This is a genomic window from Dactylosporangium sp. NPDC005572, from assembly GCF_040605515.1.
GTDB lineage: Bacteria > Actinomycetota > Actinomycetes > Mycobacteriales > Micromonosporaceae > Dactylosporangium.
Genome location: NZ_JBEXCY010000007.1, coordinates 20,331 through 35,242, shown reverse-complemented (window position 1 = coordinate 35,242; position 14,912 = coordinate 20,331). Strand labels below are relative to the sequence as shown.

13 protein-coding genes and 1 pseudogene are annotated in these 14,912 nt (G+C 71.2%); 8 read left to right on the top strand and 6 right to left on the bottom strand.

What is annotated here, in order from left to right:
* Positions 1-145 precede the first annotated feature (145 nt).
* Positions 146-793, top strand: a complete 648-nt coding sequence (gene trmB, locus ABZS66_RS05580) for a tRNA (guanosine(46)-N7)-methyltransferase TrmB (protein WP_354755455.1) — start codon at positions 146-148, stop codon at positions 791-793.
* On the top strand, positions 790-3,291 hold the full coding sequence (locus ABZS66_RS05575) for a DUF3516 domain-containing protein (RefSeq protein ID WP_354755453.1): 2,502 nt from the start codon (positions 790-792) through the stop codon (positions 3,289-3,291). The genes trmB and ABZS66_RS05575 overlap by 4 nt, the downstream gene beginning before the upstream one ends.
* A gap of 29 nt (positions 3,292-3,320) precedes the next feature.
* On the opposite strand, the gene ABZS66_RS05570 is transcribed toward ABZS66_RS05575, so the two are convergent.
* Entirely contained in the window at positions 3,321-4,367 is a 1,047-nt protein-coding gene (locus ABZS66_RS05570; protein WP_354755451.1) for an alpha/beta hydrolase, read from the bottom strand.
* 127 nt (positions 4,368-4,494) lie between these two features.
* Between ABZS66_RS05570 and ABZS66_RS05565 the strand changes: the two genes are divergently transcribed.
* Positions 4,495-5,073, top strand: a complete 579-nt coding sequence (locus ABZS66_RS05565) for a TetR/AcrR family transcriptional regulator (RefSeq protein ID WP_354755449.1) — start codon at positions 4,495-4,497, stop codon at positions 5,071-5,073.
* Positions 5,074-5,090: 17 nt separating this feature from the next.
* Positions 5,091-7,166 (top strand): catalase, encoded by a 2,076-nt coding sequence (locus tag ABZS66_RS05560; RefSeq protein ID WP_354755448.1) that lies wholly within the window; start codon positions 5,091-5,093, stop codon positions 7,164-7,166.
* Between the two features lie 45 nt (positions 7,167-7,211).
* Here ABZS66_RS05560 and ABZS66_RS05555 read toward each other — a convergent pair whose 3' ends face one another.
* Together ABZS66_RS05555 and ABZS66_RS05550 are read right to left on the bottom strand one after the other, a co-directional pair.
* Entirely contained in the window at positions 7,212-8,018 is an 807-nt protein-coding gene (locus tag ABZS66_RS05555) for an MBL fold metallo-hydrolase (protein ID WP_354755447.1), read from the bottom strand.
* Entirely contained in the window at positions 8,015-8,434 is a 420-nt protein-coding gene (locus tag ABZS66_RS05550) for a hotdog domain-containing protein (RefSeq protein ID WP_238015781.1), read from the bottom strand. The genes ABZS66_RS05555 and ABZS66_RS05550 overlap by 4 nt, the downstream gene beginning before the upstream one ends.
* Positions 8,435-8,502: 68 nt before the next feature.
* Here ABZS66_RS05550 and ABZS66_RS05545 point away from each other — a divergent pair, with 68 nt between their 5' ends.
* Positions 8,503-9,249: a Sir2 family NAD-dependent protein deacetylase gene (locus tag ABZS66_RS05545; protein ID WP_354755445.1), complete on the top strand. Its 747-nt coding sequence runs from the start codon at positions 8,503-8,505 to the stop codon at positions 9,247-9,249.
* Positions 9,250-9,588: 339 nt separating this feature from the next.
* Here ABZS66_RS05545 and ABZS66_RS05540 read toward each other — a convergent pair.
* The 3 genes and pseudogenes from ABZS66_RS05540 to ABZS66_RS05530 form a co-directional block, all read right to left on the bottom strand.
* Positions 9,589-10,701 (bottom strand): annotated as a pseudogene (locus ABZS66_RS05540) (PH domain-containing protein); the annotation flags it as partial.
* A 122-nt stretch (positions 10,702-10,823) separates the two neighbouring features.
* Positions 10,824-11,321: a PH domain-containing protein gene (locus ABZS66_RS05535; protein WP_354755443.1), complete on the bottom strand. Its 498-nt coding sequence runs from the start codon at positions 11,319-11,321 to the stop codon at positions 10,824-10,826.
* Positions 11,318-11,527, bottom strand: a complete 210-nt coding sequence (locus ABZS66_RS05530) for a hypothetical protein (protein ID WP_354755441.1) — start codon at positions 11,525-11,527, stop codon at positions 11,318-11,320. The genes ABZS66_RS05535 and ABZS66_RS05530 overlap by 4 nt, the downstream gene beginning before the upstream one ends.
* A 273-nt stretch (positions 11,528-11,800) precedes the next feature.
* Here ABZS66_RS05530 and ABZS66_RS05525 point away from each other — a divergent pair, with 273 nt between their 5' ends.
* The 3 genes from ABZS66_RS05525 to ABZS66_RS05515 are packed head-to-tail and all read left to right on the top strand — an operon-like array spanning position 11,801 to position 14,735.
* The gene (locus ABZS66_RS05525) at positions 11,801-12,874 is read left to right on the top strand and encodes a MoxR family ATPase (protein WP_354755440.1); all 1,074 of its coding nucleotides are present in this window, start codon (positions 11,801-11,803) and stop codon (positions 12,872-12,874) included.
* A gap of 8 nt (positions 12,875-12,882) precedes the next feature.
* Positions 12,883-13,788, top strand: a complete 906-nt coding sequence (locus ABZS66_RS05520; protein WP_354755654.1) for a DUF58 domain-containing protein — start codon at positions 12,883-12,885, stop codon at positions 13,786-13,788.
* Positions 13,785-14,735, top strand: coding sequence for a VWA domain-containing protein (locus ABZS66_RS05515; RefSeq protein ID WP_354755439.1), 951 nt, complete (start codon positions 13,785-13,787; stop codon positions 14,733-14,735). The genes ABZS66_RS05520 and ABZS66_RS05515 overlap by 4 nt, the downstream gene beginning before the upstream one ends.
* Positions 14,736-14,912 lie beyond the last annotated feature (177 nt).

The window sequence follows — 14,912 nt, the reverse complement described above, 5'->3', positions numbered from 1 at the left end:
GGACCCCCGGCCGTCGCACCCCGGCCCGCCAGCCGCGGCAGCACCTGGCCGACGTGCCGCAGTGTCCGGTTCCCGTGCCGGCCGCGGCGCGATGCCCGCGGAAGCGTGGTGTCCTCGTGCGCACGCCAGGTAAGGTTGTTCACCCGTGACTACCGTCGAGCGCCCCCGCAAGCCCATCCGGACATACCACCCGCGCCGGGGGCGGCTCAGTGGTCGGCACTTCGACGCGCTCCACCGCCTGACCGACGCGTTCGCGTTCGTCCCCGGCGACCCGATCGACGTGCTCGAGATCGGCTCCGGCATGGGGGAGGCGACGGTTGAGATGGCCGCGGCCGATCCCGCCCGCCGATACCTGGCCGTCGAGATCCACACCCCCGGCGTCGCCAACCTCCTGTCGCTCATCGAGCAGCGCGGCCTGACCAACCTGCGGGTCGTCAGCGTCGATGCGCTCGAACTGCTGCGCTCCGACATCCCTCTCGAAAGCCTCGACGCCGTGCATGTGTTCTTCCCCGACCCGTGGCCGAAGGCCAGGCACCACAAGCGCCGCCTGATCCAGCCCGCCCACGTGGCGCTCCTGCGCGACCGGCTCCGCCCGGGCGGGGTGCTGCATTGCGCGACCGACGACGCCGGGTACGCCCAGGCGATGCTGGAGACGCTGACCGCCGACCCGCGGCTGCGCAACGTCCACGACGGCTTCGCCCCGCGCCCGGCCCATCGCCCGCTCACGAAGTTCGAGCAGCGCGCCATCCGCGACGGCCGTCCGTCGTTCGACCTGATGTACGTGAAGTCGTGAGCGCCCTCGCGAGCCGCGTCCCGCGCGGCGGTGACCCCGACGCCGTCTTCGACGCCTTCGCCGGCTGGGCCAAGGAGCAGGGCCTCAGCCTCTACCCGCATCAGGAAGAAGCCCTGATCGAGATCGTCTCGGGCGCGAACGTCATCCTGAACACGCCCACGGGCTCGGGCAAGAGCCTCGTCGCGGCCGGCGCCCACTTCGCGGCGCTCGCCAGCGACCGCACGACCTTCTACACCGCGCCCATCAAGGCGCTCGTCTCGGAGAAGTTCTTCGCCCTGGTCGAGATGTTCGGCGCCGAGAACGTCGGGATGCTCACCGGTGACGCCAGCGTCAACGCCGACGCCCCGATCATCTGCTGCACGGCCGAGATCCTCGCCAACATCGCGCTGCGCGACGGCGCCGAGGCCGACGCCGGCATCGTCGTCATGGACGAGTTCCACTTCTATGCCGACCCCGACCGTGGCTGGGCGTGGCAGGTGCCGCTCATCGAGCTCCCGCAGGCGCAGTTCGTGCTCATGTCCGCGACCCTCGGCGACGTCAGCCGCTTCGAGGACGACCTGACCCGCCGGACCGGCCGGGCCACGGCCGTGGTGAAGAACGCCGAGCGGCCCGTGCCGCTCATGTTCACCTACTCGATGGACCCGCTGCACGAGACGATCGAGGAGCTGCTGAGCACCCGGCAGGCGCCCGTCTACATCGTGCACTTCACGCAGGCTGCCGCCCTCGAACGCGCGCAGGCCCTCATGAGCATCAACGTGTCGACGCGGGCCGAGAAGGACATGATCGCCGAGGCGATCGGCAACTTCCGCTTCACCGCCGGCTTCGGCAAGACCCTGTCGCGGCTGGTGCGCCACGGCATCGGCGTCCACCACGCCGGCATGCTGCCGAAGTACCGCCGGCTCGTCGAGACGCTCGCGCAGGCCGGGCTGCTCAAGGTGATCTGCGGCACCGACACCCTCGGCGTCGGCATCAACGTGCCGATCCGCACCGTGCTCTTCACCGCCCTGTCGAAGTACGACGGGCAGAAGACCCGCCTCCTCTACGCCCGCGAGTTCCACCAGATCGCCGGCCGGGCCGGCCGCGCCGGCTTCGACACCATCGGCACGGTGGTGGTGCAGGCGCCGGAGCACGTCATCGACAACGAGCGCGCGCTGGCGAAGGCGGGCGACGACCCGAAGAAGCGGCGCAAGGTGGTGCGCAAGAAGCCGCCGGAGGGGGCGATCGGCTGGGGCCGGCCGACCTTCGATCGGCTGGTCGAGGCGGAGCCCGAGCCGCTCCGGTCCAGCTTCCAGGTGTCGCACGCGATGCTGCTCAACGTGATCAGCCGGCCGGGCGACGCCTTCCAGGCGATGCGGCACCTGCTCACCGAGAACCACGAGGACGTCCACTCGCAGCGGCGGCTCATCCGCCGCGCGATCGCCATCTACCGGGCGCTGCTGGCCGGCGGGGTGGTCGAGCAGCTCGCCGAGCCCGACGAGGAGGGCCGTCGCGTGCGGCTCACCGTCGACCTGCAGATGGACTTCGCACTGAACCAGCCGCTGTCCCCGTTCGCCCTGGCCGCGATCGAGCTCCTCGACCGCGAAGCACCGGCCTACGCCCTCGACGTGCTGTCGGTCATCGAGTCCACATTGGACGACCCGCGACAGGTCCTGTCGGCGCAGCAGTTCAAGGCCCGCGGCGAGGCGGTCGCCGCGATGAAGGCCGACGGCATCGAGTACGAGGAGCGGCTGGAGCTGCTCGACTCGGTCACCCACCCGAAGCCGCTCGCTGACCTGCTGGACAACGCCTACCACCTGTACAAGCAGGGCCACCCGTGGGTCGCCGACTACCAGCTCTCGCCGAAGTCCGTGGTCCGCGACATGTACGAGCGGGCGATGACCTTCGTCGAGTACGTCAGCTTCTACAGCCTGTCCCGCTCCGAGGGCCTGGTCCTGCGCTACCTCGCCGACGCCTTCAAGGCTCTGCGCCAGACGGTGCCCGAAGATGCGCGCACCGAGGAGCTCGCCGACATCATCGAGTGGCTGGGGGAGCTGGTGCGCCAGGTCGACTCCAGCCTCATCGACGAGTGGGAGCGCCTGCGCAACCCCACCGACGAGCAGCCAGTCGTGGTCGACGACCGCCCGCCGGCCGTCACGCGCAACCTGCGCGCCTTCCGGGTGCTGGTCCGCAACGCGTTGTTCCGCCGGGTGGAGCTGGCGGCGCTGCGCCGCTACGACGAGCTGGGCGAGATGGACGGCGAGCACGGCTTCACCTCCGATGCCTGGCAGGATGCGATCGAGGACTACTTCGAGGAGTACGACAGTCTCGGTGTTGGCCCGGACGCCCGCGGCCCGGCGTTGCTGGTGATCGACCAGAAGCCCGACCGCTGGCACGTCCGCCAGATCTTCGACGACCCGGCGGGCGACCGTGACTGGGCGATCGTCGCCGAAGTGGATCTGGCCGGGTCGGACGCGCTCGGCGCCGCTGCTGTGCGCGTCCTGTCGGTCGGTCCGGCCTGAGGCGGTCGTTCCGGCCTTAAGGCCAGGGCTCAGACGGTGGCGCCACGCAGCGCGGCGAGGAACCGGCCGGGCTGGGTGAAGGCCGCGAAGTGGCTCGCGTCCTCGATGAGGACCAGCGACTTGGCCGGGGCCTCGACCGCCGCGAAGTAGTCGACCGCCGGTTCGGTCAGGGTCACGACGTCCCGGGCGCCCTGGAACAGGTGGAACGGGATCTCGAACCGAGTGCCGAGCGCCCGGGCGTCGAACGCCATGAACTGGTCGAACATCGCGTCACGGACCTTCCCGAAGCCCTTCAGCCAGGCCGCGACGTCGCGCAGCGTGTAGTCGGGCTTGGTGAGCAGCAGCGGGAACAGCAGCTTGAACACGGCGTTGGGCGTGGTCGGGTCGGTGCCCATGCTCCACTGCATCCGCCGGCCCCAGTCCGCAACGCTCCACGTGCGGGGGTCCTTGCCGAGCGCCTCAAGTGCGGCCACGCCCCGCTTGTTGCCCGCGGCGCTGAGCCGCGCGATGGTGTCCAGCCGGCCCTGGCGCTCGTTGGCGACCATGTTGACGTAGAAGTCGGTGCCCACGTAGGCGCTGAACAGGTCTGGGCGGCGCTGCGCCATCGGCAGGCCCACGATCGTGCCCATCGAGCCGGCCATCAGCACGATCTGCTCCTTGCCCAGGTGGCGGCGAAGCCACTCGGCGACCTCGATGCCGTCGTCGACCATCCGCTCGAAGGTCAGCTCGCCGGCCGGCGGCCAGCCGTTGCGGCGCAGCGTGCGCCCGCAGCCCCGCCGGTCCCAGTGCACAACTGTGAAGTGTCGCTCCCACTCGCGCAGGACGGGAGTGAACACGGAATAGGGCGAGCCGGGCCCGCCGTGCACGACGAGCAGCACCGGGTTGGCCCGGTCCTCGCCGCGGATCTGCAGCCACTGGTCGACGCCACCGATCGTGACGTAGCGACCCTCGGCGACGCCGTTGGCGCCGTCGATGCGCGCCTCCACAGCGCCGCGCTGCTTGCGAACGGACCGGTAGACGAGGGGAGCGGCGGCGGTGGCGGCAGCGACGGTGGCGACCGATGCGGCGACAAGCATGACGTCCTCCGAGAGGTGGGGGTTCGGTGTGCTGCGTCAAACTGTACGAGTTTCTTAGACAAATTTGCAAGACGAATTTCCAAGACAAGTTTGCGAGACGGACGTCTCAGACGGTACTGTCATGGCCATGGGAAACCGGGAGAAGCTCCTCGACGGAGCACTGCAGTGCCTGTTCGAGAAGGGCTACGCCGAGACCACCGCCAGGGACATCGCCACCACGGCGGGAGTCAGTCTCGCCGCGATCGGATACCACTTCGGCACCACCGAGGCCCTGCTCAACACCGTGCTCTACCAGGCGATGGAGCGGTGGGCCGAGGAGCTGGAAGGGGCGCTCAACGACGAAGGCGACGCCGCACTCTCGCCGGGCGACCGGTTCGTCGCCATCTGGACGCGGGTGATCGCGTCGGTCGCCGCCAACCGCGCGCTGTGGACCACGCAGTTCGAGGCGGCCACCCAGGTCGCCCGGCGGCGGGGCCCGGAGTGGGACTGGACTGAGGCGCAGGCAGCTGGTCAGGCCGGCCTGGCGGAGCTGTTCCACGGGATCGACAGCGAGGAGGAGCCGGAGCTGGCCGACGCCGTCGGCGGCGTCTACCAGGCGCTCCTCACCGGCGTGGTGCTCCAGCACCTCGTGACGCCGGAGCTGGCGCTGAGCGGGCGGGATCTGATCGACGGCTTACGCGCGATCGCCGCCCGACTCGATCCCTAACAAAAGGTGTAAAGCAGATGGAACGTGGTAGCCCCAACGGTATGACCGCCAAGGACCGGCAGCTCGCCGGCAGCCGCCGACCGTTCAACGAGGGTGTGCTGACCACCGATCAGGGCATCCCGGTCGAGGAGACCGACAACTCGCTTCGGGCGGGTGCGCGCGGTCCGACGCTGCTGGAGGACTTCCATCTCCGCGAAAAGATCATGCGGTTCGACCACGAGCGCGTCCCCGAGCGGGTCGTCCATGCGCGCGGGTCGGGCGCCCACGGGTTCTTCAAGGTGTACGAGCCGCTGGACGAGTACACCACCGCTGACTTCCTGACCGATCCGGACCTCGAGACGCCGGTGTTCGTGCGCTTCTCGACGGTCCAGGGCTCGCGCGGCTCCACCGACACGCCGCGCGACGTGCGCGGGTTCGCCACAAAGTTCTACACCCGGCAGGGCAACTTCGACCTCGTCGGCAACAACATGCCGGTGTTCTTCATCCAGGACGGCATCAAGTTTCCCGACCTGGTGCACGCCCTCAAACCCGAGCCGCACCACGAGATGCCGCAGGCCGCGTCGGCCCACGACACGTTCTGGGACTTCGTGTCGCTGCAGCCGGAGACGATGCACCACCTGATCTGGCTCATGTCCGACCGGGCGCTGCCCCGCAGCTTCCGCATGATGCAGGGCTTCGGCGTGCACACCTTCCGCCTGGTCAACGCCCACGGCCGCAGCACGTTCGTGAAGTTCCACTGGACGCCGGCCCTCGGCACGCACTCGCTCGTCTTCGACGAGGCGCAGCAGATCTCCGGCAAGGACCCCGACTTCAACCGCCGGGACCTGTGGGAGGCGATCGACAAGGGGCAGTTCCCGTCGTGGGAGCTGGGCCTGCAACTGATCCCGCAGGACCAGGTGTACGAGTTCGACGACATCGACGTCCTCGACCCGACGAAGATCATCCCGGAGGAGCTGGTGCCGGTGACGCCGGTCGGCCGCCTCACGCTCAACCGCAACCCGGGCAACTTCTTCGCCGAGACCGAGCAGGTCGCGTTCTGCGTCGGCAACGTGGTGCCCGGCATCGACTTCACGAACGACCCGCTGATGCAGGCGCGGCTCTTCTCATACCTCGACACGCAGCTCACCCGCCTCGGCGGCGCCAACTTCCCGCAACTGCCGATCAACCGCCCGGTCGCGGCCGTCCGCAACCACCAGCAGGACGGCCTCCACCAGCACGAGACGCCGGTGGGTCAGGCGAACTACTTCCCGAACTCGCTCGGTGACGACCTGCCGAAGCCGGCGGGCGCGGCGGGGTTCGTGCACTTCCCCGAGGCGGTCGACGGCCCGAAGGAGCGCAAGCGCAGCGAGACGTTCTCCGACCACTACAGCCAGGCCACCCTGTTCTGGAACAGCATGTCCGGCTGGGAGAAGGAGCACATCGTCTCGGCGTACCGGTTCGAGCTCGGCAAGGTGCGAACGATGCCGATCCGGGTGCGGATGGTCGAGCACCTCAACCGGATCGACCACGACCTGGCGGTGGCCGTCGCGCAGGGCATCGGCGTCGAGGAGCCGGTGAAGTCGATCGACAACCACGGCCGCAGCTCGCCGGCGCTGTCGCAGGCCAACACGGCCCATGAGTCGATCGTCAGCCGGCGGGTCGCGGTGCTGGTCGCCGACGGCGTCGACGCCCGGGCGCTGGCCGGCCTGCGGGACACGCTGACCCAGCGTGGTGCGGTCGTCGAGCTGCTCGCACCGGTCGACGGCTCGGTCGCCACCTCCGACGGGGTGCCGATGGAGGTGGACCGCGCGCTGCCGACGATGGCGTCGGTGCTGTACGACGCGGTGGTGGTGCCGGACGGCGCGCCGGGCCTGGCGCAGAACGGGCTCGCGGTGCACTTCGCCGCCGAGGCGTTCAAGCACGGCAAGGCCGTCGGCGCGTTCGGCTCCGGTCTGGATCTGCTCCAGCGCGGCCAGATCCCGTTACCGACGGCGGCGGCCGATCCCGCGCTGATCGCGCACGACACATGGTCCGCGACGTTCGTGTCCGAGCTGGTCACGGCACTCGCCATGCACCGCAACTTCGACCGGGACGTCACAGCGGTCCCGGCCTGACCCCGAACCCGGCGGGGTGCCGAAACGCAGAACCGGGCCTAGATCCTAGGACTGGTTCAGGTGGAGGTAGCCCCGGTGAACGGCGATCAGCGACAGGTCCTGCGGGAACGGCGACTTCGCGGCCACCCGGTCGGGCGGGGCGCCGTCCTGGTCACCCTCGCGGATGAGCCAGGCGAGCGACGCGAGCTGCTCGTGCTGCGCGTGCACGAACGCGCGGTCGACCGGGCGCCCGTGCCCGGGGACCACCTGGGTGTCCGGCCCCAGGTGCGGCAGCAGGGCGGCGAGGGTGTCGGGCCACTCGAGGGGGTAGGCGTCGTCGAACTGCGGCGGGCCGCTCTCCTCCACGAGGTCGCCGGCGATGACCACGTCGGCGTCGGGGATCAGGACGACCAGGTCCCCGGCCGAGTGGCCGCGGCCGTAGTGGCGCAGCTCCACCAGCCGGGCACCGAGGTCGAGGTCCTGGGTGGTGCGGATCAGGTTCGTCGGCGGGGTGAGCGTCACCTCGCGCAGCTCCTCGGCGAGGTCCGGGTAGGCGCGCTGGCACTCGGCCCGCATGGGCTCGCCGTGGTGGGGACCGAGCAGTACCGCGGTCTCCTCGTGAGCCCAGATCGGGGCGGGAGTGAACACGGCGTTGCCGAAGGTGTGGTCGAAGTGGTGATGCGTGTTGACCACGGCGAGGGGCAGGTCGGTGACCCTGCGGACCGCGTCCAGCAGGTCGCGGGCCTGGGCGGTGGTCGACAGGGTGTCGACCACCAGGGCCGACTCCTCGCCGACGATCAGTGCGGCGGTCACGTCCAGCACCTTGTGGCGCAGGATGTGCACGTTGGAGGCGATCTCGCGCAGGTGGGTCATGAGCGGTCCTCCAGGGCCTTGGTCAGGAACCGCTGGCGATCGACGATGATGCGTTCGACGCGGCCCTCGGCGACCACCTGGCGGCCGTCGCGGACCACGATCTCGAAGACCAGCTTGCGGCCGTCGGCCTTCGCCAGCCGGGCTTCGGCGGTGACCTTGCCGCCGATCGGGGTCGCGGCCTTGTGTTCCAGCTCGACGCGGGTGCCGACGGTGGTGAAGCCCGGGGGCAGGCGGCTCGCCGTGGCGCCGACGGTGGCCGCCTCGGCCAGGGCCAGCACGCGTGGGGTGCCGAGGACCGGCACGTCGCCCGAGCCGACCGCCTGGGCGGTGTCGGCGTCGGTGACCGTGAGCTCGACGCGGGTGACGGCGCCCACCCAGGGGGCCGCATCGACCGAGGGGCGCTCGTTCGGCTGCATACTCCCCAGCCTAACGACCGTGCATAACGCGTCGCCGGGAAACCTGACGTACGTCGATAATGGCGGCCATGGAGCAGATCGCGGGGTGGGCCGACGAGGGCGCGGTGGTGGTGCTGACCGGGGCGGGGATCTCCACCGACTCTGGCATCCCGGACTTCCGCGGGCCCAACGGGGTGTGGACGCGCGACCCGGAGGCGATGAAACTGTCGTCGATCGATCACTACGTCGCCGACCCGGACGTGCGGCGCCGTTCGTGGCAGGAGCGGCTGCGTCATCCCGCGTGGACGGCGGAGCCCAATGCGGCGCACGCGGCGCTGGTCGAGCTGGAGCGGCGCGGCAAGCTCACCGCGATCATCACGCAGAACATCGACGGGCTCCACCAGCGGGCCGGCAGCGATCCCGCCAAGGTGATCGAGCTGCACGGCACGCTCTCGGAGACCGAGTGCCTGCAGTGCGGCGAGCGGCGGCCGATGCGCGAGATTCTCGACCGGGTGGAGGGAGGTGAGGACGATCCGGCCTGCGAGGCGTGTGGCGGGATCCTGAAGTCGGCGACGATCTCGTTCGGTCAGCCGATGAACATGGAGACGCTGGAGGCGGCGGCCGAGGCGGCGATGTACTGCCGGATGTTCGTCACGGTCGGGACGTCACTGACCGTCCACCCGGCCGCCGGGCTGGTCGAGGTCGCCCGGAAACGGGGCGCCCGGGTCGTGATCGTGAATGACGCGCCGACCCCGTACGACGTCATCGCCGACCGTGTCGTCCGCGAGCCGATCGGTCTCGTCCTGCCCAGGATCGCCGGCACCGCCACCGCCTGACGAGCCGGCAGGCACCACGGGGAACCGCGCCGCGGAAGCCGCCGGAGCCGCCGGAGCCGAGGGAGCCGACGGAGCCGCGGAAGCCGCCGAGGCCGGGGGAGTCGCCGAAGCCGGGGGAAGCGCAGAAGCCGAGGGAGCCCAGGGAGCCGATAGCGCAGACGAAGGCGGGAAGGTCGGCGGAGCCGAGTAGGCCGTCGTGGGAGCCGATAGCGCCGGCCACCCGGAGGGGAACGGTTCCACCGGGACCGTGGCCGCAGCAGCCGTCGCCGCAGCCGAGCGGGCTCGGGCCAGGAACGTCTGGCGAGCGGTTCGGGAGCGGGTGGCGAGGGTGTCGGCCAGGGCGTACGCGTCCAGGGCGTCCCGGTGGCGGGCCACCGCGTGCAGGCCGCCCGCGGTGTCCACGTGGACCGTGGCCAGGCCCAGCAGGCGTTGGAGCGGGCCCTGGGTGACCCGGACGCTCTGTACGCGGGCCAGGGGGACCGCCACCAGCTCGCGGGTCAGGACGCCCTCGCGGACCGCCACCACCTCGTCCGTGACGCCCACGCCGATGCGGGACCAGGCCAGCGGAGCCAGCCAGCGGGCCCGGCGCGGCGGGCCGGTCACGGGGACCGCGGTGGCGTCGATGCCGTGGTCGTTCGGGCGGAGCGTGACGGCCACACCCAGTACCAACGCCGCCACCGAGGCAGTGTCGGAGGCAACGGCGACGGGCACGAGGGTGCCGGCCCGCAGCTGTTCCTCGCCGTCGCCGCCGTAGCCGGCGACGTCGATGCGGGCGCGGGACCAGCCGGGCGTCCGCCACAGGAGGGGCCAGGTGATTTTCACGCCCTGGACGCGGCGCGGGGGGACGGTCTGGCTCCGCTTGTTGAGCAGGCCCTGGCGGACGCGGAAGACGGCGACGTCGATGCCCAGGCGGAGCTCCCACTCGTCCAGGACCCGGCGGACCGGGACCTGGAAGACGCCGAGGAAGGCCGTGACGGTGCTGGCGGCGCCGATGAGCGTCCAGGCCGGGTCCAGCGTCGCCTGCCAGATGACGAAGGCGCCACCGACGGGCACGGCGAGCGACTGCGGGGTCAGGAGCTGGGCCAGGAGGAGCCGGCGGTTGAGGACCGCGAAGACCGGGCGCTCCTGCGACACGGGGTCGGGGGCCACCCCGGTGGCGAGGCCGAGCAACTGGCCGCGCAGCTCGCTGGCGCCGGCGACCGTGAGGTACGCGAGCGGCGCCTCCGTCTTGCCCGCGCCGATGACCTCGAGGCGCAGCTCGGCCAGGCCGAAGACGCGCGCCAGGGCCGGGCGGACGATGTCGATGGCCTGGACGCGTTCGAGCGGAATGGTGCGGATGCGCCGCGACACCAGACCCTCGTGCACCCGCAGCTCACGGCCGACGACCTCGTAGCCGGTCACCAGCCAGACGACGGCCGAGACGAGGACGGCCAGCACGAGGATGGCCGCCATGGACGCCAGCCAGCCGAGCGGGCCCAGGTCGCGCAGGCCCTGCCAGGAGATCACGACGGCCGCGGCCGCGACGAGCTTCGCGCCCCGGACGAGCGGCGTGAGCGGGTGCAGCCGCCGGCGGTTCACAGGCCCTCTTCGCGGATCTCGCCGAGCGTGGCGAGCCGGTCGCGCAGCCGGGTCGCCTCGGCGGCGTCGAGGCCGGGGACGGTGGCGTCGCTCGCGGCCGCCGCGGTGTGCAGGGTGACGGTCGCCAGGCCGGCGGCGCGCTCCAGCGGGCCGGCGGTCACGTCGACGAACTGCATCCGCGCGTACGGCACGATGGACAGCCGCCGGATCAGCAGCCCGTGCCGCACCAGCAGGTCCTCGGCCCGCTCCGCGTAGCCCCAGGCCCGCAGTGAGCGGCGCAGGAAGATCGCCCGCACGACGCCCAGGACGACGATCGCGAAGGCCAGCAGCACGAACCAGCCGGAGACGAGCAGGCCGGCGACCAACGCCGCGACCGTGAGCATGAACACCCACACGGCAAGGACACCGACGCGCACCACGAAGTACCGCGGAGAAATCGGCCGCCACGCCACGGTGTCCGGCCACGGGCGGAGCGGATCGGGAGCCACCGTCACTGTTCGAGCCTATCCCGATCATCGATCGGCACGGTCTCCCGCAGAAAACCCCGGGCGTCCAGGAACGCCGACAGTGACGAGAGGTGATCCGGGCAGGCCAGCCAGGTCTTGCGCCGCTCCGGCGTGTGCAGCTTCGGATTGTTCCAGCGCAGCTGCCAGGCGGCGGGCGCACGGCAGCCCTTGGCCGAGCAGATCAGTGGATCCACAAGGGCCAGTCTGCCAGCGGTGTGGAGGGGGATGAGCGCCGGGCGGCCACGGGGGAAGCCGCCCGGCGACGGGGTGAATCGTACCCACTGCGGTACGGGTGATGTCCAGTCACCCGTGGTGTCCGATGCCAAAAATCGCCACGATCGATAGCCACATACCCGACAAATCCCACTAAAAGAAACTCTCAGTAGGCTCCCAGCGGCGCCAGATCGCTCCGGGTGTGCGGACATGCGACGCTAGGCTCGGAACCACAACCTACGCGTGGAGGACCGGTGACCCAGCCGAACAACCCCGTCTCGACACCCGCACAGGACGCGACTGTGCTGGAGCGGGCCCTCTTCGAGGTGAAGAGGGTCATCGTCGGTCAGGATCGCATGATCGAGCGGATGTTCGTCTCGTTGCTCAGCCGCGGACACGTGCTGCTGGAGGGCGTGCCGGGCGTCGCCAAGACCCTCGCGGTCGAGACCCTGGCCCGGGTCGTCGGCGGCACGTTCTCCCGCATCCAGTTCACGCCCGACCTGGTGCCCGCCGACATCGTCGGCACGCGGATCTACCGGCAGTCGAGCGAGAAGTTCGACGTCGAGCTCGGCCCGGTGTTCGTCAACTTCCTGCTCGCCGACGAGATCAACCGCGCGCCGGCCAAGGTCCAGTCGGCGCTGCTGGAGGTCATGGCCGAGCAACAGGTCTCGATCGGCGGCGAGAGCTACGACGTGCCGCGGCCGTTCCTGGTCATGGCGACCCAGAACCCGATCGAGCAGGAGGGCGTCTACCCGCTGCCCGAGGCCCAGCGCGACCGCTTCCTGATGAAGATCCAGGTCGGCTACCCGAGCGACGCCGAGGAGCGGGAGATCGTCTACCGGGTGTCGGTGAAGACGCCCGAGCCGGTCGCGGTGCTCACCACCGAGGAGCTCATGGGCCTGCAGGCCAAGGCCGACGAGGTGTTCGTGCACAACGCGCTGGTGGACTACGCGGTGCGGCTGGTCGTCGCCACCCGGGCGCCGGCCGAGCACGGCCTGGCCGACGTCGCGCAGTTCATCCAGTACGGTGCGAGCCCCCGCGCCTCGCTCGGCATCGTGCGGGCGTCGCGCGCCCTCGCCCTGCTCCGCGGCCGGGACTACGCCCTGCCGCAGGACGTGCAGGACATCGCGCCCGACATCCTGCGCCACCGGCTGGTGCTGTCGTACGACGCGCTCGCCGACGACATCCCGGCCGACGACATCGTGCGCCGCGTGCTGGCCGCCGTGCCGCCGCCGACCGTCGCGCCCCGCCAGCAGGCCCAGGCGGTGTCCGGGCCTCCGTCCGGGCCCCCGCAGACGACGACGATCACGACGTGGCCAGGACGTTGAACCAGCAGATGGAGCGCCAGGACGCCCGCGCCGAGGTCGTCCTCAACCGCATGCAGCTGCTCATCACCCGCAAGCTCGACGGGCTGCTCCAGGGCGACTACCTCGGCCTGCTGCCCGGCCCGGGCACCGAGGCGGGTGAGTCCCGGGAGTACCGCCCCGGCGACGACGTGCGGCGCATGGACTGGCCGGTCACGGCCCGCACGACGCTGCCGCACGTCCGCCAGACGGTCGCCGACCGCGAGCTGGAGGCGTGGCTCGCCGTCGACCTGAGCGCGAGCCTGGACTTCGGGACGGCGCGGTACCTCAAACGTGACCTCGCGATCGCCGCGGCCGCCGCGGTCTCGCACCTGGTCGTGCGGGGCGGCAACCGCATCGGCGCGGTCGTCGGCACGGGCAGCTCCCTCACCCGGATGCCCGCGCGCCCCGGCCGCAAGGACGCGCAGGGCCTGCTGCGGGCGATCGCCCAGACCCCGCCGCGGGGCGGGCGGGCCGACCTCGGCGCGCTCATCGACATGCTGAACCGCCCGCCGCGGCGGCGCGGGCTGGCCGTGGTCATCTCCGACTTCATGACCCCGGTCGCCCAGTGGGCCCGCCCGTTGCGCAAGCTCGGCGTCCGCCACGACCTGCTCGCCGTCGAGGTCGTCGACCCGCGCGAGCTGGAACTGCCCGACGTCGGGGTGATCGCCCTCGTCGACCCGGAGACGGGCCGCATGCACGAGGTACAGACCGCCGACCCCAAGCTGCGCCACCGGTATGCGCACGCGGCCGCCGCCCAGCGGGCCGCCATCGCCGCCGCGCTGCGCGGCGCCAACGCCTCCCACCTTCGCCTGCGCACCGACTCGGACTGGCTGCTCGACATCGTCCGGTTCGTCGCAGCCCAGCGCCACGCCCGAACTAGGGGTACCACCCGATGATCCGTTTGCTCTCGCCCTGGTGGCTGCTCTCCCTGCTGCCCGTCGCCGCCGTCATCGGCGTGTACGTCTGGCGGCAGCTGCACCGGCGCGCGTTCGCCGTGCGGTTCACCAACGTCGACCTGCTCTCCAGCCTGGTGCCCAAGGGCATCGGCCCGCGCCGGCACATCAGCGCCGCCGCGTTCCTGCTGAGCCTGGTGGTGCTCGGGTTCGGCCTGGCCCGGCCGTCGTACGACAGCAAGGAGCCGCTGGAGCGGGCCACCATCATGCTCGCGATCGACGTCTCCCTGTCGATGCAGGCGACCGACGTCGCGCCGACCCGCATCGAGGCGGCGAAGTCGGCGGCGACCGACTTCGTGCGGCAGCTGCCGGCGTCGTTCAACGTCGGCATCGTCTCGTTCGCCAAGACGGCGAGCGTGCTCGTGTCGCCGACGAAGGAGCGGGCCGCGGTACTCCAGGCGATCGACGGCCTCACGCTGCAGGAGTCGACGGCGACGGGTGAGGCCGTGTTCACCAGCCTCGACGCGATCCGGACCGTGCCCGCGGACGGCGCCGCCGGCCCGCCGCCGGCGCGCATCGTGCTGCTCTCCGACGGGTTCCGCACCGCCGGGCGCTCGCTGGAGGACGCGTCCGCGGCCGCCGCGGCGGCCAACGTGCCGGTCTCGACGATCGCGTTCGGCACCGACGACGGCGTGGTGCGCATCGGCAACACCCCGCAGCGCGTGCCGGTCGACCGGCCGTCGCTGCAGAAGGTGGCCGAGGTCACCAAGGGGTACTTCTACGAGGCCGCCAGCAAGGACGAGCTCAAGCGCGTATACACCGACATGGGGAGCTCGATCGGCTACCGCACGAAGCCGCGCGAGATCACCCAGTGGTACCTGGGCATCGGTTTCCTACTGGCCCTGGCCGCGGGCGGCCTGAGCCTGCTGTGGGGGTCCCGCCTGCCATAGCGGGCTAGTGGGCGCCGACCATGAAGAACAGGGCGGCGACCCACAGGGCGGCCAGGAAGAAGCCAACGGGCGCGACAAAGCGGCTCACGACGTGCTCCCAACGGGTGTGGTCTCAGGGATTGGAGAACAGACACACACGGACAGCCGTGGGCGGGACCTTCCTAGGGGAGGACCGGC

Bases quoted from the DNA above. Each gene is read 5' to 3' on its own strand.
- ABZS66_RS05520 (WP_354755654.1), top strand. From the start codon at position 12,883: ATGGAGCGCCAGGACGCCCGCGCCGAGGTCGTCCTCAACCGCATGCAG.
- ABZS66_RS05550 (WP_238015781.1), bottom strand. From the start codon at position 8,434: ATGCAGCCGAACGAGCGCCCCTCGGTCGATGCGGCCCCCTGGGTGGGC.
- ABZS66_RS05570 (WP_354755451.1), bottom strand. From the start codon at position 4,367: ATGCTTGTCGCCGCATCGGTCGCCACCGTCGCTGCCGCCACCGCCGCC.
- ABZS66_RS05560 (WP_354755448.1), top strand. From the start codon at position 5,091: ATGGAACGTGGTAGCCCCAACGGTATGACCGCCAAGGACCGGCAGCTC.
- ABZS66_RS05565 (WP_354755449.1), top strand. From the start codon at position 4,495: ATGGGAAACCGGGAGAAGCTCCTCGACGGAGCACTGCAGTGCCTGTTC.
- ABZS66_RS05515 (WP_354755439.1), top strand. From the start codon at position 13,785: ATGATCCGTTTGCTCTCGCCCTGGTGGCTGCTCTCCCTGCTGCCCGTC.
- ABZS66_RS05545 (WP_354755445.1), top strand. From the start codon at position 8,503: ATGGAGCAGATCGCGGGGTGGGCCGACGAGGGCGCGGTGGTGGTGCTG.
- ABZS66_RS05555 (WP_354755447.1), bottom strand. From the start codon at position 8,018: ATGACCCACCTGCGCGAGATCGCCTCCAACGTGCACATCCTGCGCCAC.